This is a genomic window from Sulfitobacter sp. THAF37, assembly GCF_009363555.1.
GTDB lineage: Bacteria > Pseudomonadota > Alphaproteobacteria > Rhodobacterales > Rhodobacteraceae > Sulfitobacter.
Genome location: NZ_CP045372.1, coordinates 2,702,220 through 2,727,249 on the forward strand (window position 1 = coordinate 2,702,220; position 25,030 = coordinate 2,727,249).

Consider the following 25,030-nt stretch of genomic DNA (forward strand, 5'->3'; position numbering starts at 1 on the left):
GCTTTCGCGTCGCGGACGGCTTGTCCCTGTGCCGGTGCTGGTCTATCTCGTGAGAACCCAATCAAAGGCAGGCACAGATGCGCGCAGAGGTTCAGAACACCGTCGATGAAATCAGCAAGTCGCTGGAGTTGCTGGCGCAGCGGCTGAACGTGGACACGGCCCAGCACCGGCTTGAGGAATTCAACGCGCGGGTGGAGGACCCGAACCTCTGGGACGACCCGGAGGCGGCGCAGAAGCTGATGCGCGACCGGCAGGCGCTGGTGGATGCCATCGACACCTACGAGGGCATCAAGCAGGACCTGGCCGACAACATCGAACTGATCGAACTGGGCGAGATGGAGGATGACGCCGAAGTCGTCGCCGACGCGGAGCGCGCGCTCAAGGCGCTGGCAGAGACGGCGGCGCAGAAGGAACTGGAGGCGCTGCTGGACGGCGAGGCGGACGGCAACGACACGTTCCTCGAAATCAACTCGGGCGCGGGCGGCACCGAAAGCTGCGACTGGGCCCAGATGCTGGCGCGGATGTATGTCCGCTGGGCCGAAAAGAAGGGCTACAAGGTCGAGCTGCAGGCCGAGAGCGCGGGCGAAGAGGCGGGGATCAAATCCGCGACCTACAAGATCGCCGGGCACAACGCCTATGGCTGGCTGAAATCGGAAAGCGGCGTGCACCGGCTGGTGCGGATCAGCCCGTTCGATTCGGCGGCGAAACGGCATACCTCCTTTACCTCGGTGAAGGTCTACCCGGTGGTGGACGACAACATCGAGATCGAGGTGAACCCGGCGGACATCCGCATTGATACCTACCGGTCCTCGGGGGCGGGCGGCCAGCACGTGAACACCACCGATTCCGCGGTGCGGATCACCCACCACCCCACGGGGATCGTCGTGACCTCGTCCGAGAAATCCCAGCACCAGAACCGCGACATCGCCATGAAGGCGCTGAAATCACGGCTTTATCAGATGGAGTTGGACAAACGGTCGGCCCTGGTCAACGAGGCGCATGAAAGCGCCGGGGATGCGGGCTGGGGCAACCAGATCCGGTCTTACGTGTTGCAGCCCTACCAGATGGTCAAGGACCTGCGCACCAATTACGAGACGTCCGACACCAAGGGTGTTCTGGACGGTGATCTCGATGGTCTGATGGGGGCGACGCTGGCGCTGGCCGTGTCGGGCAAGAGCCGGGCCGAGGCGCAGGGCGGCTGATCGCCGGGGGCTTTGCCCCCGGACCCCCAGAGGTATTTTCCTGCATAAAGAAGCAGGGGATTGCGCCCCGCAGCGAAGCGATGTTCTGTGGCGTCATGGATATTCTGGACATGGATGCGCGCGCCCAGTCGGCGGCACTGGCGGCGGGGGACTTCAGCGCGGCGGAGCTGATGGAAGCCACGCTGGCCCGGATTGCCGAAGTGAATGGCAGGGTGAACGCGGTGGTGGCCCTGCGCGACGCCGACAGCCTGATGGCGGAGGCGCGGGCGGCGGATGCGGCACCGCGCAAGGGCTGGCTGCACGGCATCCCGATGGCGGTAAAGGACCTGGCGAATGTGGCGGGGCTTGTCACGACGCGCGGATCGCCGCTGTTCGAGCGGGCGGTCGCGCCGAAGGACGACCCGATTGTCAGCCGCCTGCGCGCTGCCGGGGCGGTGATCATCGGCAAGACCAACACGCCGGAGTTCGGCCTGGGGAGCCATACGTTCAACCCGGTCCATGGTGCCACCACGAACCCCTATGACGCGCGCCTCTCGGCGGGCGGGTCCTCGGGCGGGGCGGCGGCGGCGCTGGCCGCACGGATGCTGAGCGTCGCGGACGGATCGGACATGATGGGATCGTTGCGCAACCCGGCGGGGTGGAACAACGTCTACGGCATGCGCCCGACCTGGGGCACCGTGCCGGGAGAGCCGGACCGCGAGTTGTTCCTGCACCAGCTGTCCACCCTCGGTCCCATGGCGCGCAGCCCCGCGGACCTGTCGGCCCTTCTGGACACGATGACCGGCGCCGATCCGAAGCAGCCGCACGGACAAAGCCCGGCGGACACGCTGCCGGGCCTGTTCGACGCGCCGGGCCGGTTGCGGATCGGGTGGCTCGGGGACTGGGGCGGTGCCTTGCCCTTCGACGCGGGTATCCTGCCCGCGAGCGAGGTGGCGCTGCGCCGGTTGGCCGGTCTGGGCCATGATGTGACGCCTGTTGCGCCGCCATTCTCTGCCGATGCCATGTGGGATGCCTGGATCACCCTGCGGTCCTTTTCCGTGGCGACCGGGCTGGCGGACATCTACCTGAACCCCGAAACCCGCGAGGCCCTGAAGGAGGCCGCGCAATGGGAGGTGGGCCGCGGGCTGGCGATGGACGCGATGACGGTGCACCGCGCCAGCGAGGTACGGTCGGACTGGTTCAGACGCGCCGCAGACCTGTTTGACGACATCGATGTGCTGGTGCTGCCCTCGGCGCAGGTCTGGCCGTTTGACGTCACACAGACCTATCCGACCGAGGTGGCGGGGCAGGTGATGGACACCTACCACCGCTGGATGCAGGTGGTGGTCCCGGCCAGCCTGATCGGGCTGCCGGTGGTGAATATCCCCGCCGGTTTCGGCGAGAACGGGCTGCCGCTGGGCCTGCAGCTGATCGGGGCGCGCGGCAGCGACGGGCTGCTCTTGCGATTGGCGCAGCAGTGGCACGCGGCGACGGAATGGCCGCAGGCGCGGCCGCCGGTCATCTGAAGGGCGCGCGCGGCGGGGGCAGGGTGCTCTCGCGGCCCTGTGCCACCAGCTGCTGACGCAGGGCCGGGGCATCGGGATGGCCCGTCTCCAGCGCGAAGACATGGGCATGGGTCAGGTAGAAGGCCGCGCCTTCCGCTCCGTCGGCCTGGGCCGCCGCCTGTTGGTAGAGCGTGACGAGCGCGCCGAGGTCGCCCGCCGCATGGGCCGCCAGCAGATCGCGGTCCAGCCCGATCATTCCGCCGCCTTTGGCACGCCGCGGTGCCGTTCCAGCTGTGCCGCAACCCAGTCGTGAAAGAGATGCGTCGGCCCGTCCATCGCGGGCGAAAAACGGCCCCCGTCGAAGGTCAGCGCGTGCCGCCCGCGTTGCATCCCCTCGACGACGAAGACGTCTTCGGCAAAGACGTCCTTCCACTGCGCCGTGTTGCGCGCCCTCAGGGCCGGGTCGGTGTCGGGTCTGGCATAGTAGAGATGTATGTGTTCCACGGTATGTTCCGGCGCTTCGGGAACCAGCACGATGGCAAAGCTGTGGTCGCGGTGCACGCCGAGCAGTACATTCGGATAGACGGTGATGTATTCCGCGGCGGTGTCCCATTTGTCGCTGAGGCCGTTGAAGTCCGGGAAGCTGTTGCCGTCCTCATCCTTGAGCTGGCGATAGACCAGCGTGCCCTGGCCGGAGTACCGCCCCGGTTTCTCGATATGATAGTGATCTTCCAGTCGGGAATAGCTGTTCAGGCCCGGGTGGACCCAGGGCAGGTGGTAGCTTTCGCAATAGTTTTCCACCGCCAGTTTCCAGTTGCAGGCGACGGCCAGCTGAAAGCGGCTGTCCTCGCCGCCGTGATACAGCGGCTTGTCGAATTCCGCCCAGCGGGCCAGCAGGTCGGCGTGGGCATCGGCAAAGGGCGCGGCGTTGCCGGAGACGTTGATGAAGATCACCCCCATCCAGATGTGGCTGCGGATCTCGACAAGGCCTAGCAGGTCACGGTCGATGCCTGCGTGGGTGTTCTGGCCGGGGCCGCCCACATGCGGGGTACTGACCAGCCGCCCGTCGGTGGCATAGCACCAGCTGTGATAGGGGCAGCGGATCGCGCCCTCGATCCTGCGGGGCTCTTCCACCAGGATCATACCCCGGTGACGGCAGGTGTTCTGGAACACGCGCACCTCGCCCTGGCGGTCGCGGACGATCAGCAGCGGCATCCCCAGGAAAGTCGTCGGGACCGCATCGCCGATCTCGGGCACATCGGCGTCCACCGCCAATCCCGCCCAGTTGTCGAAGAGCACCGCCTGACGCTCCTCCGCAAAGACATCGGGGTCCGTGTAATGCGGGTTGGGCAGGCCATTGGCCTGATCTATGGGGCGTCTGACGTTGCTGAGGTCGGTGGGAAAACGGGTCATGCTGCTCTCCTGGTGTCGAACCCAGTGCTAGGAGAGGCGCAGGCTTCGCGCATTTCCGCGAGCGACCCGTTTTTATCAGGGGCGACACGGGCGGGGCGGGCCGCCGTGGCCCGGGCGATGCGATCAGGAAAAGGGGATTTCAGGGCGCAGCAGACGCCTGTGAAACGGCTGCAGCCCGTCCGCCTGGCAAAAACCGGCGGCGCGGGCCGTTGGCAGGGCATCCGCAATGCCCGGGCCAAGGTATTCAAAGACCTGCCGCGTGACCCGCAAGTTCCCCGTCGCCTCGGATACTGTTCGGGCCGAGTATCCCACCCAGAAATTGCTTTCGAACGACGCCACGCGGGTCAGAAAGTTGAAGGACGCGGTCATGGCGTTGTAGCGGGCGGTCAGGAAGCTGATGCCATCATCCTGTCGGAACACCGCGCCCCGGAATTCGCGCGATCTCGCGTTGGCGGGAAGGTTCTGCAGCTGCAATGCCTCGCGCACCTCATACCCCCGCAACCGCGTGTTGGCGCCGCTGCGCGTCACCAGGGCCAGCGAAACGATAAAGCGATCAGGTTCAACGAAGCTGCGGCGCGAAAACCGGTAAAAGCCGTTCGGGAAGCTCTCTTCCGGCACGTTCCGCGCGCCCGCGCCGACATAATCCCGCAGGAAGGCGCCCGACAACAGATCGGGCACCTGCTCGATCTCTTCCACGGGTTCGAGCAACACACGCGCGTCAACACCGAAGAACGCGCAGATCCGTGCAAGGATGTCCGGGCGCGGAAAACTCTCGCCCGCCAGGTAGCGGTTGAACTGCGTGCGATTGATGTCCAGCTGCCGCGACAACTCGGAAATCGAGGGGTAGCCTTGGGCGAGTTTGCGCAGATTGTCGCCGAACATGCTGCGCAGATCTGCCGGAGATCGGTTGTGTCGTTTCATAACCTCTGAAATGGCGAAAAATTGCCATATTTGTGAGTAGGTTGACGGAAAAGGTTACGGCAGTCTAAAACCGAAACTCTTTTGCGTCAATGCTGACACGAACTGTGCCGGACGCGGAACGTGTGACACATTTTATTGCGTCTCACTCCGAATTTTTTCATGGGCCATTCGATGGTCTTATAGTTAGATACGTTTATGAGCTTGGTGAGTTAGGTACGATCATGGGCTTGGTCAGGTAGTGTGTGTGATGATGGGCGTGGTACTCTGGAGTGATCCGGTCGAACGCAAGGCAGTGTTCTGGTGCGAAGATCAAGGCGATCTCGCGTTTTATCAGGCCGACTGGAATCTGGTGGACGGCGCCAGCTTTCTGGAAGCAGGGGACATGGTCACCTTCAAGACCGAAACATGCGGACGGCTTCGCCGGGCGCGCGACGTCACCACCATCGAGGAAGATGTCTGCAAGGACCTGCCAGTGCGTCTGCGCGACACGTCTTCACCTTCGGCGCGTCACCCCCAGAGAGGCAGTAACATCATTGCTTTCGGCGGGGGCGGGTTCGACCCGGCGACGCAGGCCCCCGGCCCCCGCAAGCGCAAGGTCTGACGCATCGGGTCAGCCGGGGTCAGCCCCCGGCGCGACAGTGTGTATTCAGTCGCCGCGCGACAGGGCCGCCACACCCGTGCGTGCCACTTCGGTCAGGCCCAGGGGCCGCATCAGGTCGGCGAAGGCGTCGATCTTTTCCGGTGCGCCGGTGATCTCGAAGATGAAGCTTTCCAGGGTGCTGTCGACCACGCTGGCGCGGAAGATATCAGCCAGACGCAGCGCCTCGACCCGGTGGTCGCCCTTGCCGGCGACCTTGAACATGGCCAGCTCGCGCTCCACGCTCTTGCCTTCCACCGTCAGGTCGTGCACGTCGTGCACCGGCACGATCCGGCCCAGCTGCGCCTTGATCTGTTCGATGACCTGCGGTGTCCCCGAGGTCACGATGGTGATGCGGCTCAAATGGCCGGTCTGGTCCACCTCGGCCACGGTCAGGCTGTCGATGTTGTAACCGCGCCCCGAGAACAACCCGATGACACGGGCCAGAACACCCGGTTCGTTTTCCACCAGCACGGCCAGCGTGTGGCGTTCGATCACGTCCGAGAAATTGGGGCGCAGGTTATAGGCGGAGTGGCTGGTCGCGCCTTTCTTGATTTTTAGTGCTGACATGGGTTCAGTTCCTTTGCGTTGTCGTCCGGGTACCGGAGTTTTCGAAAACTCCGGTCCGATTTTTTCGAAAAAATCGTGTCACACCAGAACCGACCCCTTCGCATCAATGACACCCTGGGTCTCGTGATCGCCCGGCAACAGCATTTCATTGTGCGCCTTGCCGCTCGGGATCATGGGAAAGCAGTTCTCGTGCTTTTCCACCAGGCAGTCAAAGATCACCGGCCCGTCGTGGTTCAGCATTTCCATGATCGCATCGTCAAGGTCCGCCGGGTCCTTGCACAGGATGCCCTTGGCGCCAAAGGCTTCGGCCAGTTTGACGAAATCGGGCAGCGCCTCGGACCAGCTTTGCGAATAGCGTTCGCCGTGCAGCAGTTCCTGCCACTGGCGCACCATGCCAAGCCGCTCGTTGTTGAGGATGAACTGCTTGACCGGCAGGTTGTACTGCACCGCCGTGCCCATCTCCTGCATGTTCATCAGCCACGATGCCTCGCCCGCGACGTTGATCACCAGACTGTCGGGATGCGCCATCTGCACGCCGATCGACGCGGGGAACCCGTAGCCCATGGTGCCAAGCCCGCCGGAGGTCATCCACCGGTTCGGCGCCTCGAACCCGAGATACTGCGCCGCCCACATCTGATGCTGGCCGACTTCGGTGCAGATATAGCGGTCGTGGTCCTTGGTCAGTGCCTCCAGCCGCTCCAGCGCATACTGCGGCTTGATCGTCTTGCCGGATTGCTTGAACTTCAGGCAGTCCACGCTGCGCCATTCCTCGATCTGCTTCCACCACTTTTCAAGCGCCTCGCCGTTGGTCTTGCGGCCGCGGGATTTCCAGACCTTCAGCAGGTCTTCCAGCACATGGCCCACGTCGCCCATGATCGGAATGTCCACCCGGATCACCTTGTTGATGGAGGACGGGTCGATGTCGATATGCGCCTTTTTCGATTTCGGGCTGAAGTCGGGGATCGTGCCGGTGATGCGGTCATCGAAACGCGCCCCGATGTTGATCATCAGGTCGCAGCCGTGCATCGCCATGTTGGCTTCGTAAAGCCCGTGCATCCCCAGCATCCCCAGCCACCTGTCGCCGGAGGCGGGATAGGCGCCAAGACCCATCAGGGTCGAGGTGATGGGAAAGCCCGTGGCATCCACCAGTTCGCGCAGCAGCTGGCTGGCGCCGGGGCCCGAGTTGATCACGCCGCCGCCGGTGTAGAACACCGGGCGCTTGGCCTTTTCGATGGCGGCGGCCAGTTCGGTGATCGCCTCCATGTCGCCCTTGACCTGCGGCTGATAATGCGAGGTCGACGGCTTGCGCGGGGCATAGGTGCCGGTGGCGAACTGGACGTCCTTGGGGATGTCCACCAGCACCGGACCCGGCCGGCCCGAGGTCGCGACATGAAATGCCTCGTGCAGGATGCCGGGCAGGTTGTCGGTCTCCTTCACCAACCAGTTGTGTTTGGTGCAGGGGCGGGTGATGCCCACGGTGTCGGCCTCCTGAAAGGCGTCCGACCCGATCATGAAGGTCGGGACCTGTCCGGTCAGAACCACGATGGGAATGGAATCGAGCAAGGCATCGGTCAGACCGGTCACTGCATTGGTGGCACCGGGACCCGACGTCACCAGCACGACGCCCGGTTTCCCGGTCGACCGCGCATAGCCTTCGGCGGCATGCACCGCGCCCTGTTCATGGCGCACCAGAATGTGCCGGATCGAATTTTGCTGGAACACCTCGTCATAGATCGGCAGGACCGCGCCGCCGGGATACCCAAATACGGTATCGACACCCTGATCTATCAGGGCTTGAACGATCATCTTCGCTCCGGTCATCTGGCGTGTCATCTGCTTTACTCCGTTGCAGCAGGTTAAATCGGCGCAAAAAAAAGCCCCCGTTCTGGCGGGGGCGCATGGATCAGATTATGGTCTACCGTTACCGGCCCATGCGCGTGTGTCCTACGATGACGACTAGCGTGATCATGCCGTGAGGCTCCTTTAAGCGTGCGGGGACATTATGTGCCTCGGTCCGGAGCGTCAACCGTCAATTGACGATGAAAATGTCGCCGTGAGTCGATTTTGCGACATATCCTTTCGTTTCAGGGTGCTCCGGGGTAATTATTCTCGTCCCCCGGCGGGAGATTTGCCGTCCCGGCACAGCATACCGGCGGCGCCGCAGCAGGGCAGGCGCGGGGCGACGCCGCTACCGGTAACATTTCGACATTAATGTAGAAACATTTCGTTAGATTCGTGCGCCAAGTGACTGATTCGGAGCACTATTTGCAGATGCCGCCCGGTGCCGCCGTGAATCATGTTTCGCAGGCCTGCGAGAGCACGAAAAACCCCTTCGAAACACAATTATTCCGCGAATTTCTCCAACTTCTGGCAGTCAAGCGCGAAGTAGGTGTTCCAAATTGCCGGTACGACGCTAGAGTGCGGTCATTCGAAACGATCCGTGGCCAACAAGGCAACACGGGCATCTATCCGGGAGGAAACTACCTATGGACCGTCGTTCATTTCTGAAGACGTCTGCACTCGGTGGCAGCGCCGCCGCAGCGACCACTCTGGCCGCACCCGCCTATGCACAGGGCAAACGTACACTGACAATGGTCACCACCTGGCCCCGCGGCCTCGCCGGTGTCTGGGATTCGGTCGAACGTGTCGTGCAGAACGTCTCTGACATCACGGACGGCCAGATCACCATCGACCCCAAGGGCGCGGGCGAACTCGTCGGCGCGTTCGAGGTTTTCGATGCCGTGACCTCCGGCCAGGCTGACATGTATCATGGCGCCGACTATTATTTCACCGGCCAGCACCCGGCATTCGCCTATTTCACCGCCGTGCCGATGGGCATGACCGCGCCCGAGATCATGACCTGGTACTACGGTCAGGACGGCAAGGCGCTGCACCACGAGCTGGGCGAAGTGTTCGGTATCCGGTCGTTCATCGCGGGCCAGACCGGCGCGCAGGGGGGCGGCTGGTTCCGCAAGGAAATGAAGACGGCTGCCGATTTCAACGGTCTCAAGTTCCGCATGCCGGGCCTTGGCGGTCAGGCGCTGTCCAAGCTGGGCGCGTCGGTTCAGGTTCTGCCGGGCGGTGAAATCTATCAGGCCCTGTCCACCGGTGCGCTGGACGGGACCGAGTGGATCGGCCCCTGGTCGGACGAAAAGCTGGGCCTGCAGGAGGTCTGCGACTACTACTACCCCGCCGGCTTCCACGAGCCCGGTGCGGCGCTGTCGGTTGCAACCAACCTCGACGTGTTCGAAGGTCTGACCCCCTCGCAGCAGCGCGCCATCGAAGTGGCCTGTGCCGACGCGCACCAGCACAACTACTCGGTCTTCATCGCCAACAACGGTCCCGCGCTGGAGCGTCTGAAATCCGGCGGCACGCAGGTTCTCGAGTTCTCCGGTGAGATCTGGGATGCCTTCGGCCAGGCGTCGGTCGAGGTTCTGGAGGAGTTCACCAGCGACGACCTGTTCAAGAAGATCCATGACTCGGCCCAGAAGTCGATGCGCGAATCCGGCCAGTGGCTGTCGGTGTCCGACGGCAAATACTCGTCAGAGCGGAACCGCGTTCTGGCGGCGCTGCAGTAATCCAGGGCAGCCCCCGCTTCGGGGGCTGCTCGATGCTTCGGCTTGGCACGGGCTGCGGTTCCCCCTGGGGGTTCCGCAGCCCTGTTGGTGCATTGAATCTGGTCGCGCAATCAAAAGGGGTCCGTCGAGATGCTTGAAGGCATATGGTGGTTCTTTTCCAACATCGGAATGGCGTTCTACAACTTCGGCTATGCCGTGACCCATCCCGGGCTCTGGCTGGACTGGAGCGACAGCCAGGCGATCATGCGGTTCGTCTATTACGGCGCGTCGGTCGAGCTGTTCTTTGTCATCTTCAACGCGCTGGTGATCCTGACGGTCATCTGCATGTTGCGGCCGAACCTGATGTGGGGGGTCGTGCGCGGGCTGGAATGGTTCTCCAACACGCTGGGCCGGTTCTTTGCCTGGGCGGGTCTGCTGATGGTGGTGCAACAGATCATCATCGTCTTCATGCAGCGCATCTTCGCGCGGCCCGACATCGTCTTCGGCTTCGGGGTGCCGCTGCAATACGACATTTCGTGGTACGCGGAAGAGCTCAAGCTCTACAACGCGCTCATCATCGTCTTCTGCGTGGCCTACACCTTTGTTCAGGGCGGGCACGTGCGGGTGGACCTGATCTATGCGGGGGTAAAGTTCCGCACCAAGAAGATCCTGGACATGTTCGGCGCGCTGTTCTTCATGATCCCCTTCGCCGTGCTGACCTGGCTCTACGGCTGGTACTTCATGTGGCGGCACCTGATCGTGCCGAACCCCTCGGCGTCGGACACGCTGGACCGGCTGCTGGCCAAGTCCCGCGCCCTGCGCTGGAACGTGGAAACCACGGGGTTCAGCCCCAGCGGGTTCAACGGCTACTTCCTGTTCAAGGTTCTGCTCTGCCTGTTCTGCGTCATGGTCTTCCTGCAGGCGATCACCGTGCTTTACCGGTCGTGGCGTGAATTCCGCGAAGGCCCGGAAAGCGAAGGCCGCTATCTCGACCGCGATACGCTCGGCGAAGGTGAAGAAGCCTTCGAGGGCACCCATTAATTTCGGCTAGTAATCAGGGGAAATCCCATGCTGTTTGGTCTGGACGGGGTCGAAGTTGGCCTGCTTATCGTCTTCATCTGCCTGTTTGGCGGCATCCTGTCGGGCTTTCCGGTGGCCTTTGCCATCGGCGGCGCGGGGATCATCTCCTTCGGGATCATCGCGGCGATGGATTCAGCCGGTCTGCTGATCCACCAGGCCATCGACACCTCGTCGGACGCCTACCGCGAACTGGTGAATTCGGGGGTGAAGACCGATGTGATCTCGATCTTCCGATACCCCGAACTGCCACGGGTCGCCGAATCCGTCTTTCCGCAAGGCTGGGAAGTCGCGCTGGACCGGAATGTCAGCTTCATCGTCAACCGGATGAACGAACGTGTCCTGGCGGGGCAAAGCATCGAGACACTGCTGGCGGTGCTGATGTTCGTTCTGATGGGCATCACGCTGGAGCGGTCCAAGATCGCCAATGACCTGCTGACAACGATGGCCCGCGTCTTTGGCCCGCTGCCGGGCGGGCTGGCGGTGTCGATCGTGGTCGTCGGGGCCTTTCTTGCCGCGTCTACCGGCATCGTCGGCGCCACGGTGGTCACGATGGGCCTGCTGGCGCTGCCGACCATGCTGCGCAGCGGCTATTCGCCCGAACTCGCCACCGGGGTCATCGCCGCCTCCGGAACGCTGGGCCAGATCATTCCGCCGTCCATCGTGATCGTGCTTCTGGGCACCCTGGCGGGGGATCTCTATTCCGCCGCGCAAGAGGCGCGGGCGACCTCGGCAGGCTGTACCGACGCGCTGACCTTCCTGGGGGAACCGGCGGTGGTGTCGGTGGGCACCCTGTTCCAGGCGGCCCTGCTGCCCGGCATTCTGCTGGCCTTGCTCTATGCGCTCTATGCGTTCTGCTACGCGCTGCTGAACCCTTCCAAGGCACCGGCGGTCGAACTGGGCACCACCAACAGCGAGCCGATCACCAGGCGCGAAGCCTTTACCTGGTTCGCCGGTGCGCCGATCCTGCTGATCGTCGGCACCATCCTGCTGGGCAACATCGGCGCCGTGGGCAGCCAGTCCACCGTGGTCTCCGCCTTTTCCGAAAGCGGTGCGACGGCGAGCCTGCGCACCAATGTCGGCGAAGAGTGCAAGGCCGCGATGATCGACCTGCACGGCCAGCAGGCGTGGGACCGCGCCGTCGCGGAACAGGCGGCAATCGACGAGGCCGGCGGGGTCCAGACCAGCGAGCGGCTGACCGAGGACCAACTGGCCGAAAACCGCGCCGCCAAGATCGCCGCGGCGGCGCCCATCGGCACCGGGGTCGCGATCATCGTGGTGTTGCTGGGCCTGATCCTGACGACCGCACGCGGCGTATCGCCCTCCGCCGATGGCAGGCCGCTGATCCTCGGGGCCATCGGTCTGGTACTGATGGTGCTGGTGGATGTTCTTCTGGTCGGGCCCGTCACCTCGCCGGGGGTCATGGTGATCCTGATGGCACTGCCCTTCGTCCTCGCGATGTACGGGGTCATATATGCCACCAGGCTTTGCGCCGGGAACGAGCTGATCCGCGTGGTCTTTCCGCCGCTGATGCTGATCGTCGCGGTGCTGGGGTCGATCCTGGGCGGGATCACCAATCCGACCCCAGCGGCGGCGCTGGGGGCGGGAGGTGCGATCATGCTCGCCGCCTATCGCAAGCTCAAGGACGAGGACCGCAGCCCCAAGATCATCATCTGGTCGACCCTTGCCATCATCGTGTGCATCCTCGTGGGCGTGAATTTCGATCTGCGGATCAATCAGGACGGCGTGAGCTTTGAAAGCTGGGTTGCCTTCTTTGTGGCCTATGGCGCTTATATCTACGCGGTGTTCGGGCTGCTGTTTGCCTGCTGGGTGCTCTATACCTCTGGCGTGCTGACACCGGTGGTGCGTGAAACGGCCAAGGTTACTTCGATGGTCTTTACCATCCTGATCGGCTCGCAGCTGCTGAACCTCGTGGTGATCAGCTTTGGCGGGGAACATTACATCCAGCAGTTCCTGCGGTCCTTCGACAACGAACTGACGGTGTTCCTGCTGGTGATGCTGGTGCTCTTCGTGCTGGGCTTCGTGCTCGACTTTCTCGAAATCATCTACATCGTCGTGCCGATTGTCGGCCCGGTGATCTACGGTGGCACCTTTGATCCCAAATGGGTGACGATCATGATCGCCGTGAACCTGCAGACCTCGTTCCTGACGCCGCCTTTCGGTTTCGCGCTGTTCTACCTGCGCGGGGTCGCCCCGGCCAGTGTCACGACCCAGCACATCTACCGGGGCATCGTGCCCTTCGTGCTGATCCAGGTGGCCGGTCTGGCGATCCTGTGGTTCTTCCCGTCGATCGTGACCATCGTGCCCGAGCTGATACCGAACTGACCGGCTGACGCGGCAGACCCGAGGACGTGAAAGGCCGCGCCAAAGGGTGCGGCCTTTGCGGTTGCGGGACCGCAAAGGCGGTCTTTGTGCCGATCCGCCGGGATTTTTCATCACCGAAAAACCGGGCCGGGGGTGCGGTTTGCGATCCGTGCCCCTAGATATCAGGGAAAGGAGACATTCATGCAGTATTCCCTTCTCGATCTTTGCCCGGTGCCCGAGGGCAGCGATGCAGCACAGGCCATGCGCAACACCACCGAACTTGCCCAGCGGGCCGAGGCGCTGGGATATCACCGCTACTGGATGGCGGAGCATCACAACATGCCCGGCATCGCCTCTGCCGCGACATCCGTGCTGATCGGTCATGTCGCCAGCGTGACGCGGAAAATGCGGGTCGGGGCAGGGGGCATCATGCTGCCCAACCACGCGCCGCTCGCCATCGCAGAGCAGTTCGGCACGCTGGCCACGCTATACGGCGACAGGATCGATTTGGGGCTGGGCCGCGCACCCGGTGGCGATCAGGCGGTCTATCACGCGCTGCGCCGCGCGGGCAGCGACGATTTCGTGGCCGACGTGGCAGAGCTGCAGGGCTACCTGGGCGATCCGCGCCCCGGCGCCCCGGTGCGCTCCCTGCCGGGAGAGGGCACGCATGTCCCGCTGTGGATCCTCGGCTCGTCGCTGTATGGCGCGCAGGTGGCGGCGCATTTCGGGCTGCCCTATGCCTTTGCTTCGCATTTCGCCCCCGATGCGCTGGAACAGGCGGTTGCGGTCTACCGGCATCAATTTCAGCCCTCCGCCCAGCTGGAAAAGCCCCATTTCATGCTGGCGGTCAATGTCTTTGCCGCCGACACCGACGCCGAAGGCGCCTATCTGCGGACCTCGATGCAGCAGGCCTTTGCCCGGATGCGGACCGGCCAGCGCGGCAAACTGCCGGCGCCGGTGAAGGACATCGACGCCGAAATCGGCGCGGCGGTGCGCCGCGGCGTGGATCAGGCGTTGCGGGTGACGGCGGTGGGCAGCCGCGAGACGGTGCGCGACCAGCTCGATGCGCTGCGCGCCGAATACCGGCCCGACGAGATGATCCTGACCGGGCAGATCCACGACCATGCGGCGCGGCTGAGGTCGTTCGAGATCGCGGCGGAGGTCATGCAGGGCCTCGACGCCGTGGCGGCCTGATGCGGCGTTATTGCGCGCATTCACCGGGCGCTGCGAGGCGGTAGAAGCGGCGCCCGTTGCTGCGCTTGCGTTCCTCGACACAGGCGGTGTCGATCAGCCACTGGGCCTGATGGATGCTGCGCGCGCGGATGGTTGCGAGCGCGCCCGTGGGCAGGCGTACCGTTGCGCGCACATCGTAAACCATGTCGTCGGAAACATCGAAGGTCGATAGGACCTCAGCATGGTAAAAGCCGCCGCTTTCATGCGGGCCGAGCGACGCCTGATAGATCAGGAGCGCGATGCCCAGCACCGCCACGCTTGCTCCGATCCACAGCAACGCGCCCCATTCCTGCAGGAAGATCTGCACGTTGACGGGCAGGAACCGGGTGAACCTAGTCATCCGGGCGGACCAGCCCCAGACCCCGCAGGTAGATGCCGATGCCGGTTTCCAGCAGGTCGTCGGGCGGAAACGGCGAGGCGCGGCCGGGGGAATTGCGGGCGAAAAGCTCGACCACGCCGTGGCTCATCGCCCAGATATGGGCCGAGAACATGGACGCAGGCGGGCGGCGGTCCTCGGGGATGTGTTTGCTGAGGTCCGTGGCGGCGCGTTCCAGCACGGCATTGGCACGGCCCGCCACGGCGGCCAGATCCGGCGTGCGGTTCACCGAGATGCCGCTTTCGAACATGGCGATGTAGTGGCCGGGGTATTTCCGCGCAAACGCCAGGTAGGCCCGGCCCGTCGCCTCGAACGCTTTCAGCGCCGAGGGCTGGCCGGACTGGTAGGCAAAGTCCATCAGATCCGCAAAAATCTCGTAGCCCTGCCGGGCGGCTTCGGCGATCAGATCCTCGCGCCCGTCGAAATGGCGATAGACCGCCGCCGGGGTCACGCCCGCCTGTTTCGCCGCCTCCGACAGGGTAAAACCCGTCGGCCCCCGCGCCTCGATCAGTTCGAGCGCCGCATCCACCAGGGCCTGACGCAGGTTGCCGTGGTGGTAGCCCCGTTTAGGCATCCCAGATGTCCGGGCCGCCGCAGATCAGCGGGTCGATCTGGCCGATGGCGCGGCTGTCCTTCTGGGGGTAATCGAAGGCATGGCACACCACCCGCATGGCATTCAGCCGCGCCCGCCGCTTGTCGTCAGAGCGGATGACGGTCCAGGGCGCGTGTTCGGTATGGCTGCGCGCCAGCGTGTCCTTGATCGCGGCGGAATAGGCATCCCATTTCGCCAGCCCCTGAACGTCGATACTGCTGAGCTTCCACTGCTTCAGCGGGTCGCTTTCGCGCGCCAGCATACGGCGCAGTTGTTCGCCGCGCCCCACGTTCAGCCAGAACTTGAACAGGTGAATGCCGTCATCCACCAGCATCCTTTCGAAATCGGGCACCTGGTTGAAGAAATGGCGGTTCTGCTCGGGTGTGCAGAACCCGAAGACCGGTTCGACCACGCCACGGTTGTACCAGGATCGGTCGTAGAACACGATTTCGCCCGCGGTGGGCAGATGGCTGACGTAGCGTTGGAAATACCATTGGCCGCGCTCTGCCTCGGTCGGCTTGGGCAGGGCGACCACGCGGGCGGCGCGCGGGTTGAGGTTGTCGCGCAGCCGGTTGATCGTACCGCCCTTGCCAGCGGCATCGCGCCCCTCAAAGACCATGACGATGCGCGTGCCGCTGTCGCGGACCCAGGACTGCAGCTTGACCAGCTCGATCTGCAACCGGTCGTATTCGCGGTCGTACTGCTTGCCGCCCAGGCGTTCGGAATGCGGGTAGCTTTCGGTGATCACGTCGTCCTTGTCCGCGCGCCGGATCGCGTTGCGGATGTTTTCGGGCGCTTCGTTCTCGAAGAAGGCGCTGATCGCGCCGTCAAAGGGCAGCTTCATGCGGCCTCCTGTCATGCTCTTTCGTGTCAATATGGGATGTTAAGGCGATTAACGCAAACCTGCACGTTCCGCCGCCCGGTCTATGGCGGCGATGACCGCGTCGGGCGCGGTGTGCTGCACCATATGGCCCTGACCGGGCAGAAGATCCAGCGCCCCGTTCGGGACGTCGCCCATCAACACCTCGGCGTGGATATGGGCGGGCACGATGGTATCGGCATCGCCGTGCACCGCCTCTATGGGCATGGTCAGGGCGGCATATTCCTTTTGCATCTCGACCACATGCGGGCGCAGCGCGTTGACCTGCTGGGCATTGGCACGCAGCGACGTCCGGCGCAGGGTCAGCCCGGTGCCCAGATGGTCGCCATATCCCCGCGGCGCATCCTGAGGTTCAAAGATGCTGCCGATGCTGGTCTCGACGTAGGATTCAGGAACAAAGGCCGAAACCATCGGCACGAACAGCGCGCCACCCAGGCGCGAGCCATTGACCGTATAGGTCCAGCCCAGCCCGCCGGGCCAGGGTTCGGACACGGCGCTGGCCAGCACCAGCGCAGCCGTGTCGTCAGGCCGCGAGAGGCCCCAGGCGATGGCCACGATCCCGCCAAAGGAATGGCCCAGCACGATGGGGGTGCGCACCTCCAGCCGGTCCGCGGCCTTTTGCAGCAGCGCCGCCTGCGCCATCGGCGTTTCCTCGGCCGTGTTCCACGCGCCGCCCGACCCCGGCAGGCGCCCGGTGTAGCCCATGCCGGGACGGTCGAACAGGATCACGCGGTAGCGTTCCGCCAGCCGTTGGGCAAAACCCATCGTGAAGTCCCGCAGATTGCCGCTGGCCCCGTGGATCAGCACCAGATCGGGGCCGCTGCCCATGACCAGCGCATGAACCGGCACGCCGTCGACGTCCATGATGCGGCCCACCGGGGGGGTGTCGGCCTCTGCCGCGGCCTCGCGCGTGGCGGCACGCCACTGGACCACGCCGATCAGAACGGCCAGCAGGATCAGGAACAGGATCAGGGCGGTGCGCATCCGCTCAGGTGCCGATCTTGGAGATGTCGTAGGGACAGCTCTGGTAGATTTCGTTGATCCAGTTGCCGTAGAGCAGATGCGCATGGCTGCGCCAGCGGTTCATCGGCGCGCGCGACGGGTCGTCGCCGGGGTAGTAGTTGCAGGGCACGTTGATCGGCGTGCCGGCGGCCACGTCGCGGTCGTATTCCTGTTTCAGCGTATCGCTGTCGTATTCGAAGTGGTTGAAGACATAGAGCGCACGGTGGTCTGCGTCTTCGATCAGGCAGGGCCCGACCTCGTCGCTGGCCAGCAGGGTCGTCAGCTTGGGATGGGCATCGACCTCGTCCTGGCGCATCTCGGTCCAGCGCGAGACAGGCACGACACAATCGTCCGAAAACCCCCGCAGATAGGGCGAGGCGGGCGCAAGGTTGCTGTGGCGGAAACAGCCAAAGGCCTTTTCCTCAAGAATGTGCTTCCTGACCCCGTGAAAATGGTTGATCATCGCCATGCCGCCCCAGCAGACGCCAAAGGTGGAATGCACGTTTGTCTGGGTCCAGTCCATGACGCGGCGCAGTTCGTCCCAATAGGTGACTTCTTCGAAGTCCATGTGTTCGATCGGCGCGCCGGTGATGATCAGCCCGTCGAACTTCTCGTCCCAGACATCGCTCACCGGGCGGTAGAAGCTTTCCATATGGGCTGCGGCGGTGTTGCGCGTGCGGTGGTCCGACATGCGCAGCAGGCTGAATTCGATCTGCAGGGGCGTGGCCCCGATCAGCCGGGCGAACTGGTTCTCGGTCTGGATCTTCTTGGGCATCAGGTTCAGCAGCGCGATCTTCAGCGGGCGGATGTCCTGATGATCGGCCAGTTCATCGTCCAGCAGCATCACACCCTCGCGGCTCAGCACGTCGTAGGCGGGCAGGGTGGCGGGAATCTTGATGGGCATGGGCGTGGCGATCCGTGTATTGAAGGGCTTAGATAGACCGGGCAGGCTGCGCTGCCAAGGGGGCCGAGGCGGCAGCGCCCGCCGGTGTGACATTGCATTTTTCCCGCGCAGCGGCATCATGGCGTTCTGTCCAGCCCCGCGCGGAGGTGTCCATGCGTCTGATCCTGCTTCTTCTGTGTCTTGCCTGCCCGCTGTCCGCCGCCGCGCAGCAGGGCGATCCGATGGATGTCCAACGCTGCATCTGGCGCTGCCTTGCCGCGTCATCCGGTCCGGCCAGTTCTGAATACAATCAATGCGTTGTGCGCCTTTGTTCAGGTGATCCCGTAGCGTCGCCCAGTCCGGCTGTGCCGCCACCGGCACCGCTGGCGTGGCGCGCGGGGCTGGCCAGTGACGGGGTGCACCGCTTTGCCGGTGCGGATGCCGAACAGGGATACGGGTTCTATTATTTCTGCACCCCGCAGGCCAGTTTCTTTGCGCTGACGGCGCTGCCGATGGCGGCAGGGCAATACCGTTTCGTGATCGGTGACGTTGCCTATCTGGTGCCGCTGGACCGCAGCCGGGGCGATCTGAGCGTAAACATCCCGCCGGGTGATACCTTCATGCAGGGGGTGCAGGCGGGGTCCTGGCTCCGGGTGGAGGCGCTGGATGGCACGTCGCTGATCCAGTTTTCTCTGTCCGGTGCGGGTGAGAGCACCCGCAGCGCGGTAGAGGGATGCTTTGGCCGGTAAACCGCGTTAGGGCAGACAGTCCGCGATCAGCTCCACGAAATCCGCTTCGGTCTTCAACGCGCCGATCTGGTCAGGGGTGATCGTCACCCCCCATTTCGCCATCGCCTCATAGCGGGGCTGGCGGTGCGACAGCGCCTGCGCATAGGTCCATCGGACGAAGGCATCAGGATCAACTTTGTCCTCTGACACGTTGTTTTCACTCAGATAATCCTGCCACACCCGCTCCAGGAACGCAGGTTGATAGGCCATCGGCTTCGGCGCGCGGTCAAAGCGGCGGATCAGCTCCTGGGTGTGGGCCTCATCGCCCTTGATCCAGACCAGCAGACATTCCTCTGACAGGGTTTTCAGCAGCGGATCCTCGGGGTTCGCCGGGTCCACCCATTCACAGATCGACCCGCCCGTGTCGCAGATGAAATGGTCATAGCCGTAAAGCGCCTTGGCGCGGTTGGCGAAATGCGGCGTGTCGTTCAGCGCCGCGATCTCGGCCAGGCGGAAGGCCTCCTGCCTCGTGGCGTATTCGGCCATCGGCAGGCCGCCCTTGTGGGGCGATCCGGGCTTGCCCAGCCAGGTGGCCACCGGGCTGAGGTTCTCGAAGGTGATGTTTGAGGCGATGTAGATGCTGTCGGTCATCAGCAGGTCGCGCAGAAACGGAACCTTCATCGCCTCGGCCTTGGCGTTGTCGACAATCGCTTCGCCGAGGTAGCGGGTGCCGATGCGGTAGTCGATGGAGTAGTGGAACCAGCCGCCCGAGGCGCGCAAAAGCCCGCTCAGATGCGTCTTGCCCAGCCCCGACATGCCAAAGACAAGCACTTTGCGGCGCGGGGCGGCGCGCCAGTCTCGGGCGGTGGGATAGAGCATGGGGCAGGTCCGTCAGATAGATGTCCGCCCCTCTTTAGCCGAGCGGTGGCGCGGACGCCAGATGCGGCCGTTCAGGATCAGCAGGCCCACCGCCAGCAGGGCAAAACCCGCATAGGCCGCGGGGCGCAGCGCCTCGTTCAGCAGCACCGCGCCCAGCACGATCGCAAAGGGCGGGATCAGCAGCGTGACCAGCATCAGGTTGCCGCTGCCCGCCATGCCCAGAACCCGGTAGTACAGCAGATAGGCCAGCGCCGTCCCCAGCAGCGCGTAATGCGCGATGGCGGCCCAGGTGCGGGGGGCGAGCGTCAGATCGACCGGCCCTTCGACGATCCAGGCGGCGGGCAGCATGATCAGGGTCGCACCCGTCACCATGCCCGCCGCGGCGACCTGTGGCGGTTGCTCCGACAACATCTTGCGCGCCCAGACAGAGGCGAGCGCATAGGACACCGTGCCCCCGATCACCGCCAGTTGGGCCAGCGACCGCAGGTCAAGGCGGGCCAGGTTCTCCAGCCCGATGGCGGTGGCGACCCCGGCAAAGCCCGTCATCACGCCGACGGCCTTGCGCAGGGTGATCCGTTCATCCGCGAAAAATACCGCCGCCGCGATGACGCCGAAGATCGCCGTGGCGGCATTGAGAATCGAGGTAAGGCCGCTTTCGATGTGCAACTGGCCCCAAGCCATCAGGCCGAACGGCACCACGTTGTTCAGCACGCCCATCACCAGAAAGGCCCCCCAGACGCGCGGATCGCGCGGCAGCTTCAGGCGCATCAGCCACACCGCACCCCAAAGCGCAAGCATGGCCCAGCCCACCCTGTGCGCCACGGCCCAGAGCGGCCCGATTTCATCAAGTGAAACGCGGGTGGACACAAAGGACGCGCCCCAGATCGCCGCCAGCAGCAGCATTTCGGTCCAGGCGCGGGGCGGGATGGATTTTTGCGGGCTCATGGCAGTGGATTATGGGACCGGGTCGCGCAACGCGACCCGGATCATGCGGGTTTTCTGCGCGTCTCGACCCAGATGTTCAGGTAATTGCCGGCAAAAATGATGATCCCGCCCACGTAAACCCAGACGTCCACCGTTTCGCCATAGATCAGCATGGCGAGGATGGCGATCACCGGCAGGCGGGCAAAGTCGATGGGCGACACCACTGCCGCCGGGGCCAGCCTCAGCGCATTGGTGATGCAGAAATGCGCCAGCAGACCGCAGACCCCCACCAGCGCCAGCAGCGGCGTGCTGGCCAGTGTGGGCAGGGCGATATCCCCGTCATATCCGGCGGTGATCAGCCCGAAGATCAGTTGCAGCAGCGTCAGATAGAACATGATCCCGGTAATACTTTGCCGGGCGGTCAGTTTCTTTGTGGTGATGAACGTCAGCGCAAAGAAGACGGCGCAGCCCGCCGCCGCCAGGACGCCCGAATTCAGCCCCGCGACCGAGGGCCGCGCCACGATCAGGATACCGACGAATCCCATGAACGCCGCGATGGTCCGCACCCGCGTTAGCCGTTCGCCCAGAAGGATCGGCGACAGCACGATGACCCAGAGCGGGGTGGTGAATTCAAAGGCAAAAACCTGCGCCAGCGGTATCGCGGTGACGGCATAGAACCACAGGTTCTGCCCCGAGAAATGCACCAGGTTGCGCAACACCTGCAACCCCAGCGCATCGCGGTTGATCTCGTGCAGGGTGCCGACGTGGCGGGCCACCGCCATCACGATCACGAAGCCGACGACAGACCGGTAGAACATGATCTCGAAGGTGTCGTAATCCGCCCCCAGCGACCGCCCCGCCAGCGCCATCGCGGTGAAGGACCCGATGGCACCCAACATCCAGAACGCCGCCTTCAGCGTCTGGTTGATCGGCGGAATGATCGCGTCATCGGTCATGGGCGCGCCCCGGTCATCGCGGGGTTACTCCCACTCGATCGTGCCCGGAGGTTTGCTGGTGATGTCGTAGGTCACGCGGTTGATCCCGGGCACCTCGTTGATGATGCGGGTGGCGGTTTCGCCCAGAAACTCGTGGCTGAACGGATAGTAATCCGCCGTCATGCCGTCCACCGACGTCACCGCGCGCAGGGCGCAGGCGAAATCGTAGGTGCGCCCGTCGCCCATGACGCCCACGGTGCGCACCGGCAGGATCGCGACAAAAGCCTGCCAGATGTCATCATACAGCCCGTGCTTGCGGATCTGGTCGATATAGACGGCGTCCGCCTCGCGCAGGATATCGAGCTTCTGGCGCGTGATCTCGCCGGGGCAGCGGATTGCGAGGCCGGGACCGGGAAAGGGGTGGCGGCCGATGAAATGCGCGGGCAGGCCCAGTTCGGCCCCCAGCGCGCGAACCTCGTCCTTGAACAGTTCGCGCAGCGGCTCCACCAGTTTCAGGCCCATTTTCTCGGGCAGGCCGCCGACGTTGTGGTGGCTCTTGATCGTGACAGAGGGGCCGCCGGAAAAAGATACGGATTCAATCACATCGGGGTAAAGCGTCCCCTGCGCCAGGAATTCGGCCCCCTCGATCTGATTGGCGTATTTCTGGAACACGTCGATGAAGAGCCGCCCGATGATCTTGCGCTTTGTCTCGGGGTCGCTGACGCCGTCCAGCTCGCCCAGGAACAGGTCCACCTCGTCCGCATGGATGACATGCAGGTTCATGTGGTCGCGGAACATGCCCACCACCTCTTCGGCCTCGTTCTTGCGCAGCAGCCCGTGATCCACGAAGACGCAAGTAAGCTGGTCGCCCACCGCCTCGTGGATCAGCGCCGCCGCGACCGAGGAATCGACCCCGCCGGAGAGGGCGCAGATGACCTTCTTGTCGCCGACCTGTTCGCGGATCGCCGCCACCGCTTCCTCGCGGTAGGCGCGCATGGTCCAGTCGCCCTTGAACCCCGCCAGCCGCACGAAATTCTCGTACAGCCGTGCGCCGTTCGGCGTGTGATGCACCTCGGGATGGAACTGGACGGCGTAGAAATGCCGCGCCGCGTCCGCGGTGATGGCAAAGGGCGCATGGGGCGAGGTGCCGAAAACCTCGAACCCCGGCGCGATCTTGCTGACGTGGTCGCCGTGGCTCATCCAGACCTGCTCGCGGTCGGTGGCGAACCAGCCCTCCAGCAGGTCCAGCGACTGCCCCGTGGGGGTGACAAAGGCGCGGCCGAATTCGGCGGTGCCATGCCCGCGTTCCACATGACCGCCAAGGCAGTGCATCATCACCTGCTGGCCATAGCAGATGCCCAGCACCGGCACGCCCAGCTCGAAGACAGAGGCGGGCGGCATCGGCGCGCCCTCGGCAAAGACGGAAGACGGGCCGCCCGACAGGATCACCGCCTTGGGGGCGAACTCCTTCAGAAAGGCGTCGTCCACGGTGTTGAAGGGGTGAATCTCGCAAAAAACGCTGAGCTCGCGCAGGCGGCGGGCGATCAACTGCGTGACCTGGCTGCCGAAGTCGATGATCAGCAGGCGGTCGTGGGCGGCGGGAGAGATGAGTTCTGTCATGGGCATTGATTAGGCAGGGTTTGGCACGGTGGCAAGTGGCGTCCTGAGGCGCTGTCCCGGAGCTTGGGAAAATTTTTGCCAAAAAGAGCATCGGCGGATCGGGACGATGTCGTTTTTTTCCCCCCGGCGGCGGAAATCGCGCGAGCCAGGGCAGGGGGATACGTTAGGAGAAGGAAATTTTTGAGCAAGGGTCGAAGCATGGCGGAATCAGCACGGCGCGGACGGACACGTGGGGGCGGCGGCGCGGCACGCCGCGCGGAGCGCACGGCGGTCTCTTTCGAGACGGCGCGTTACATCGAACGCAACATCCCCAACTTCGAGGTTCTGAACGAAGAGGCGCTCGAGATCATCGAACGCAACGCCGAAACCATTCTGGAAGAGGTGGGCGTCAATTTCCCCGATAACCCCGAAGCCCTGCAGAAATGGCGCGACGCGGGTGCGGATGTCCAGGGCGAGCGGGTGCACATCCCCCGCGGCCTTGCGCGCAAGCTGTGCGCCACCGCGCCGTCAACCTTCACCCAGCACGCCCGCAACCCTGCCCGCAATGTCGAAGTGGGTGGCAGAAACCTGGTGCTGGCCCCCGTCTATGGCCCGCCCTTCGTGCGCGACGCCGCCGGCGGGCGGCGCTATGCCACGATGGCGGATTTCAACAAGTTCGTGAAACTGGCCTACATGTCCAAATGGCTGCACCACTCCGGCGGGACGGTCTGCGAACCGACGGATATTCCGGTGAACAAGCGGCACCTGGACATGCTGCATGCCCATATGACCCTCAGCGACAAACCCTTCATGGGATCGGTGACAGAGCCGAGCCGTGCACAGGATTCGGTCGATATGTGCGGGCTGCTCTTCGGAGAGGACTTCGTTCAGGCGAACACGGTGATGACCTCGCTCATCAACATCAACTCGCCGATGACCTTCGACGAGGTCATGATGGGCGCGCTCAAGGTCTATGCGGAGAACAATCAGGCCTGCATCATCTCGCCCTTTATCGTGGGGGGCGCGATGGCGCCGACCACGGTGGCAGGGACACTGACCCAGGTGCTGGCGGAAACCCTGGCCGGGGTTGCCTACAGCCAGCTCTGCCGCGCCGGTGCGCCGATCGTCATGGGGGCTTTCGTGACCTCGATCGACATGAACTCGGGCGCGCCCACCTTCGGGACGCCGGAAGCCTCGCATATCACCTACGGTGCCGGGCAACTCGCGCGGCGGATGGGGCTGCCCTACCGCTCCGCCGGGTCGTTCTGCGGTTCCAAGCTGCCGGATGCGCAGGCCGCCTATGAGACGGCAAACAGCCTGAACATGGGGCTGCTGGCCGGCGTGAACTTCATGCTGCACTCCTGCGGCTGGCTGGAAGGCGGGCTTGTGTCGTCCTTCGAGAAATTCGTGATGGATGCGGACCAACTGGGCGCGCTGCACCACTTTGCCAAGGGCGTCGATATGGGCGAGAACGGCCAGGCGATGGACGCCATCCGCGAGGTCGGCCCCGGCGGGCATTACCTTGGCTGCGCGCATACGCAGGCCAACTTCAAATCCGCCTTCTGGAAGTCCGACCTGCTGGACTACAAGCCCTTCGAGACCTGGGAAGACGAAGGCGCGCGCGACACGACGCAGCTGGCGAGCCTCAGGGTCGAGAAGCTGCTGGGCGAATACCAGCAGCCCCCGATGGACGAGGCGATCCGCGAATCCCTGGATGCCTTTGTTGCACGCAAAAAGGCAGAGGTTCCCGACAGCTTTATGTAAGTAGCTGTTCCTGAACAAAATGATCACCCGTCGCCCCACCGGGCGGCGG

23 protein-coding genes are annotated in these 25,030 nt (G+C 64.2%); 9 read left to right on the forward strand and 14 right to left on the reverse strand.

What is annotated here, in order from left to right:
* Positions 1–77: 77 nt before the first annotated feature.
* Both prfB and FIU94_RS13270 read left to right on the forward strand, forming a co-directional pair.
* Positions 78–1,202 (forward strand): peptide chain release factor 2, encoded by a 1,125-nt coding sequence (gene prfB / locus FIU94_RS13265; protein WP_152466240.1) that lies wholly within the window; start codon positions 78–80, stop codon positions 1,200–1,202.
* 95 nt (positions 1,203–1,297) lie between these two features.
* Positions 1,298–2,707: an amidase gene (locus FIU94_RS13270; protein ID WP_152466241.1), complete on the forward strand. Its 1,410-nt coding sequence runs from the start codon at positions 1,298–1,300 to the stop codon at positions 2,705–2,707.
* Here FIU94_RS13270 and FIU94_RS13275 read toward each other — a convergent pair.
* The 3 genes from FIU94_RS13275 to FIU94_RS13285 all read right to left on the reverse strand — a co-directional run bounded on the left by FIU94_RS13275 (position 2,700) and on the right by FIU94_RS13285 (position 5,020).
* On the reverse strand, positions 2,700–2,942 hold the full coding sequence (locus tag FIU94_RS13275) for a hypothetical protein (RefSeq protein ID WP_172975904.1): 243 nt from the start codon (positions 2,940–2,942) through the stop codon (positions 2,700–2,702). The genes FIU94_RS13270 and FIU94_RS13275 overlap by 8 nt on opposite strands.
* Positions 2,939–4,099 (reverse strand): aromatic ring-hydroxylating dioxygenase subunit alpha, encoded by a 1,161-nt coding sequence (locus FIU94_RS13280; protein WP_152466242.1) that lies wholly within the window; start codon positions 4,097–4,099, stop codon positions 2,939–2,941. The genes FIU94_RS13275 and FIU94_RS13280 overlap by 4 nt, the downstream gene beginning before the upstream one ends.
* 123 nt (positions 4,100–4,222) lie before the next feature.
* Positions 4,223–5,020 carry a helix-turn-helix domain-containing protein gene (locus FIU94_RS13285; RefSeq protein ID WP_152466243.1) on the reverse strand — a complete coding sequence of 266 codons (798 nt, stop codon included), beginning with the start codon at positions 5,018–5,020 and terminating at the stop codon, positions 4,223–4,225.
* A 247-nt stretch (positions 5,021–5,267) separates the two neighbouring features.
* Here FIU94_RS13285 and FIU94_RS13290 point away from each other — a divergent pair, with 247 nt between their 5' ends.
* Positions 5,268–5,621, forward strand: a complete 354-nt coding sequence (locus FIU94_RS13290) for a hypothetical protein (RefSeq protein WP_254702660.1) — start codon at positions 5,268–5,270, stop codon at positions 5,619–5,621.
* Between the two features lie 45 nt (positions 5,622–5,666).
* Here the strand turns inward: FIU94_RS13290 and ilvN are convergent, their stop codons facing one another.
* Both ilvN and FIU94_RS13300 read right to left on the reverse strand, forming a co-directional pair.
* Entirely contained in the window at positions 5,667–6,227 is a 561-nt protein-coding gene (ilvN, locus tag FIU94_RS13295) for an acetolactate synthase small subunit (RefSeq protein ID WP_152466245.1), read from the reverse strand.
* 78 nt (positions 6,228–6,305) lie between these two features.
* The gene (locus tag FIU94_RS13300; protein ID WP_152466246.1) at positions 6,306–8,060 is read right to left on the reverse strand and encodes an acetolactate synthase 3 large subunit; all 1,755 of its coding nucleotides are present in this window, start codon (positions 8,058–8,060) and stop codon (positions 6,306–6,308) included.
* A gap of 653 nt (positions 8,061–8,713) precedes the next feature.
* On the opposite strand from FIU94_RS13300, the gene FIU94_RS13305 reads away from it, so the two are divergent.
* From FIU94_RS13305 to FIU94_RS13320, 4 genes are all read left to right on the forward strand, one after another.
* Positions 8,714–9,805 (forward strand): TRAP transporter substrate-binding protein, encoded by a 1,092-nt coding sequence (locus tag FIU94_RS13305; RefSeq protein WP_152466247.1) that lies wholly within the window; start codon positions 8,714–8,716, stop codon positions 9,803–9,805.
* Between the two features lie 129 nt (positions 9,806–9,934).
* Positions 9,935–10,825: a TRAP transporter small permease subunit gene (locus tag FIU94_RS13310; protein WP_152466248.1), complete on the forward strand. Its 891-nt coding sequence runs from the start codon at positions 9,935–9,937 to the stop codon at positions 10,823–10,825.
* Between the two features lie 27 nt (positions 10,826–10,852).
* Positions 10,853–13,207 carry a TRAP transporter large permease subunit gene (locus FIU94_RS13315; protein ID WP_152466249.1) on the forward strand — a complete coding sequence of 785 codons (2,355 nt, stop codon included), beginning with the start codon at positions 10,853–10,855 and terminating at the stop codon, positions 13,205–13,207.
* 180 nt (positions 13,208–13,387) lie between these two features.
* Positions 13,388–14,380 carry an LLM class flavin-dependent oxidoreductase gene (locus tag FIU94_RS13320; protein WP_152466250.1) on the forward strand — a complete coding sequence of 331 codons (993 nt, stop codon included), beginning with the start codon at positions 13,388–13,390 and terminating at the stop codon, positions 14,378–14,380.
* Between the two features lie 7 nt (positions 14,381–14,387).
* Here FIU94_RS13320 and FIU94_RS13325 read toward each other — a convergent pair whose 3' ends face one another.
* Genes FIU94_RS13325 through metA form a run of 5 tightly spaced genes read right to left on the reverse strand, consistent with a single transcriptional unit; the run spans position 14,388 to position 18,173 of the window.
* Positions 14,388–14,759, reverse strand: a complete 372-nt coding sequence (locus FIU94_RS13325; protein WP_152466251.1) for a hypothetical protein — start codon at positions 14,757–14,759, stop codon at positions 14,388–14,390.
* Complete coding sequence (locus FIU94_RS13330; protein ID WP_152466252.1) at positions 14,752–15,369, reverse strand: TetR/AcrR family transcriptional regulator; 618 nt, start codon at positions 15,367–15,369, stop codon at positions 14,752–14,754. The genes FIU94_RS13325 and FIU94_RS13330 overlap by 8 nt, the downstream gene beginning before the upstream one ends.
* Positions 15,362–16,231, reverse strand: a complete 870-nt coding sequence (gene ppk2, locus FIU94_RS13335) for a polyphosphate kinase 2 (RefSeq protein WP_152466253.1) — start codon at positions 16,229–16,231, stop codon at positions 15,362–15,364. The genes FIU94_RS13330 and ppk2 overlap by 8 nt, the downstream gene beginning before the upstream one ends.
* 48 nt (positions 16,232–16,279) lie before the next feature.
* Positions 16,280–17,251, reverse strand: a complete 972-nt coding sequence (locus FIU94_RS13340) for an alpha/beta fold hydrolase (RefSeq protein WP_172975905.1) — start codon at positions 17,249–17,251, stop codon at positions 16,280–16,282.
* Between the two features lie 4 nt (positions 17,252–17,255).
* On the reverse strand, positions 17,256–18,173 hold the full coding sequence (metA, locus tag FIU94_RS13345) for a homoserine O-succinyltransferase (protein ID WP_152466254.1): 918 nt from the start codon (positions 18,171–18,173) through the stop codon (positions 17,256–17,258).
* Positions 18,174–18,325: 152 nt separating this feature from the next.
* On the opposite strand from metA, the gene FIU94_RS13350 reads away from it, so the two are divergent.
* On the forward strand, positions 18,326–18,901 hold the full coding sequence (locus FIU94_RS13350; protein WP_152466255.1) for a hypothetical protein: 576 nt from the start codon (positions 18,326–18,328) through the stop codon (positions 18,899–18,901).
* Between the two features lie 6 nt (positions 18,902–18,907).
* Here the strand turns inward: FIU94_RS13350 and FIU94_RS13355 are convergent, their stop codons facing one another.
* From FIU94_RS13355 to guaA, 4 genes are read right to left on the reverse strand one after another with little or no spacing between them, the layout of a single operon-like run.
* A complete protein-coding gene (locus FIU94_RS13355; protein ID WP_152466256.1) occupies positions 18,908–19,759 on the reverse strand; it encodes an ATPase in 852 nt (283 codons plus the stop codon).
* A gap of 12 nt (positions 19,760–19,771) precedes the next feature.
* Positions 19,772–20,704 (reverse strand): DMT family transporter, encoded by a 933-nt coding sequence (locus tag FIU94_RS13360; RefSeq protein WP_152466257.1) that lies wholly within the window; start codon positions 20,702–20,704, stop codon positions 19,772–19,774.
* Between the two features lie 41 nt (positions 20,705–20,745).
* A complete protein-coding gene (locus FIU94_RS13365; RefSeq protein ID WP_254702541.1) occupies positions 20,746–21,639 on the reverse strand; it encodes a DMT family transporter in 894 nt (297 codons plus the stop codon).
* A gap of 24 nt (positions 21,640–21,663) precedes the next feature.
* A complete protein-coding gene (gene guaA, locus FIU94_RS13370) occupies positions 21,664–23,238 on the reverse strand; it encodes a glutamine-hydrolyzing GMP synthase (protein WP_172975906.1) in 1,575 nt (524 codons plus the stop codon).
* Positions 23,239–23,436: 198 nt separating this feature from the next.
* On the opposite strand from guaA, the gene FIU94_RS13375 reads away from it, so the two are divergent.
* Positions 23,437–24,981, forward strand: coding sequence for a trimethylamine methyltransferase family protein (locus tag FIU94_RS13375; protein WP_152466258.1), 1,545 nt, complete (start codon positions 23,437–23,439; stop codon positions 24,979–24,981).
* Positions 24,982–25,030 lie beyond the last annotated feature (49 nt).

Excerpts from the sequence above, each read along its gene's own strand:
- prfB (WP_152466240.1), top strand. The coding sequence starts at position 78 with ATGCGCGCAGAGGTTCAGAACACCGTCGATGAAATCAGCAAGTCGCTG.
- FIU94_RS13270 (WP_152466241.1), top strand. The coding sequence starts at position 1,298 with ATGGATATTCTGGACATGGATGCGCGCGCCCAGTCGGCGGCACTGGCG.
- FIU94_RS13275 (WP_172975904.1), bottom strand. The coding sequence starts at position 2,942 with ATGATCGGGCTGGACCGCGATCTGCTGGCGGCCCATGCGGCGGGCGAC.
- FIU94_RS13280 (WP_152466242.1), bottom strand. The coding sequence starts at position 4,099 with ATGACCCGTTTTCCCACCGACCTCAGCAACGTCAGACGCCCCATAGAT.
- FIU94_RS13285 (WP_152466243.1), bottom strand. The coding sequence starts at position 5,020 with ATGAAACGACACAACCGATCTCCGGCAGATCTGCGCAGCATGTTCGGC.
- FIU94_RS13290 (WP_254702660.1), top strand. The coding sequence starts at position 5,268 with ATGATGGGCGTGGTACTCTGGAGTGATCCGGTCGAACGCAAGGCAGTG.
- ilvN (WP_152466245.1), bottom strand. The coding sequence starts at position 6,227 with ATGTCAGCACTAAAAATCAAGAAAGGCGCGACCAGCCACTCCGCCTAT.
- FIU94_RS13300 (WP_152466246.1), bottom strand. The coding sequence starts at position 8,060 with ATGACACGCCAGATGACCGGAGCGAAGATGATCGTTCAAGCCCTGATA.
- FIU94_RS13305 (WP_152466247.1), top strand. The coding sequence starts at position 8,714 with ATGGACCGTCGTTCATTTCTGAAGACGTCTGCACTCGGTGGCAGCGCC.
- FIU94_RS13310 (WP_152466248.1), top strand. The coding sequence starts at position 9,935 with ATGCTTGAAGGCATATGGTGGTTCTTTTCCAACATCGGAATGGCGTTC.
- FIU94_RS13315 (WP_152466249.1), top strand. The coding sequence starts at position 10,853 with ATGCTGTTTGGTCTGGACGGGGTCGAAGTTGGCCTGCTTATCGTCTTC.
- FIU94_RS13320 (WP_152466250.1), top strand. The coding sequence starts at position 13,388 with ATGCAGTATTCCCTTCTCGATCTTTGCCCGGTGCCCGAGGGCAGCGAT.
- FIU94_RS13325 (WP_152466251.1), bottom strand. The coding sequence starts at position 14,759 with ATGACTAGGTTCACCCGGTTCCTGCCCGTCAACGTGCAGATCTTCCTG.
- FIU94_RS13330 (WP_152466252.1), bottom strand. The coding sequence starts at position 15,369 with ATGCCTAAACGGGGCTACCACCACGGCAACCTGCGTCAGGCCCTGGTG.
- ppk2 (WP_152466253.1), bottom strand. The coding sequence starts at position 16,231 with ATGAAGCTGCCCTTTGACGGCGCGATCAGCGCCTTCTTCGAGAACGAA.
- FIU94_RS13340 (WP_172975905.1), bottom strand. The coding sequence starts at position 17,251 with ATGCGCACCGCCCTGATCCTGTTCCTGATCCTGCTGGCCGTTCTGATC.
- metA (WP_152466254.1), bottom strand. The coding sequence starts at position 18,173 with ATGCCCATCAAGATTCCCGCCACCCTGCCCGCCTACGACGTGCTGAGC.
- FIU94_RS13350 (WP_152466255.1), top strand. The coding sequence starts at position 18,326 with ATGCGTCTGATCCTGCTTCTTCTGTGTCTTGCCTGCCCGCTGTCCGCC.
- FIU94_RS13355 (WP_152466256.1), bottom strand. The coding sequence starts at position 19,759 with ATGCTCTATCCCACCGCCCGAGACTGGCGCGCCGCCCCGCGCCGCAAA.
- FIU94_RS13360 (WP_152466257.1), bottom strand. The coding sequence starts at position 20,704 with ATGAGCCCGCAAAAATCCATCCCGCCCCGCGCCTGGACCGAAATGCTG.
- FIU94_RS13365 (WP_254702541.1), bottom strand. The coding sequence starts at position 21,639 with ATGACCGATGACGCGATCATTCCGCCGATCAACCAGACGCTGAAGGCG.
- guaA (WP_172975906.1), bottom strand. The coding sequence starts at position 23,238 with ATGACAGAACTCATCTCTCCCGCCGCCCACGACCGCCTGCTGATCATC.
- FIU94_RS13375 (WP_152466258.1), top strand. The coding sequence starts at position 23,437 with ATGGCGGAATCAGCACGGCGCGGACGGACACGTGGGGGCGGCGGCGCG.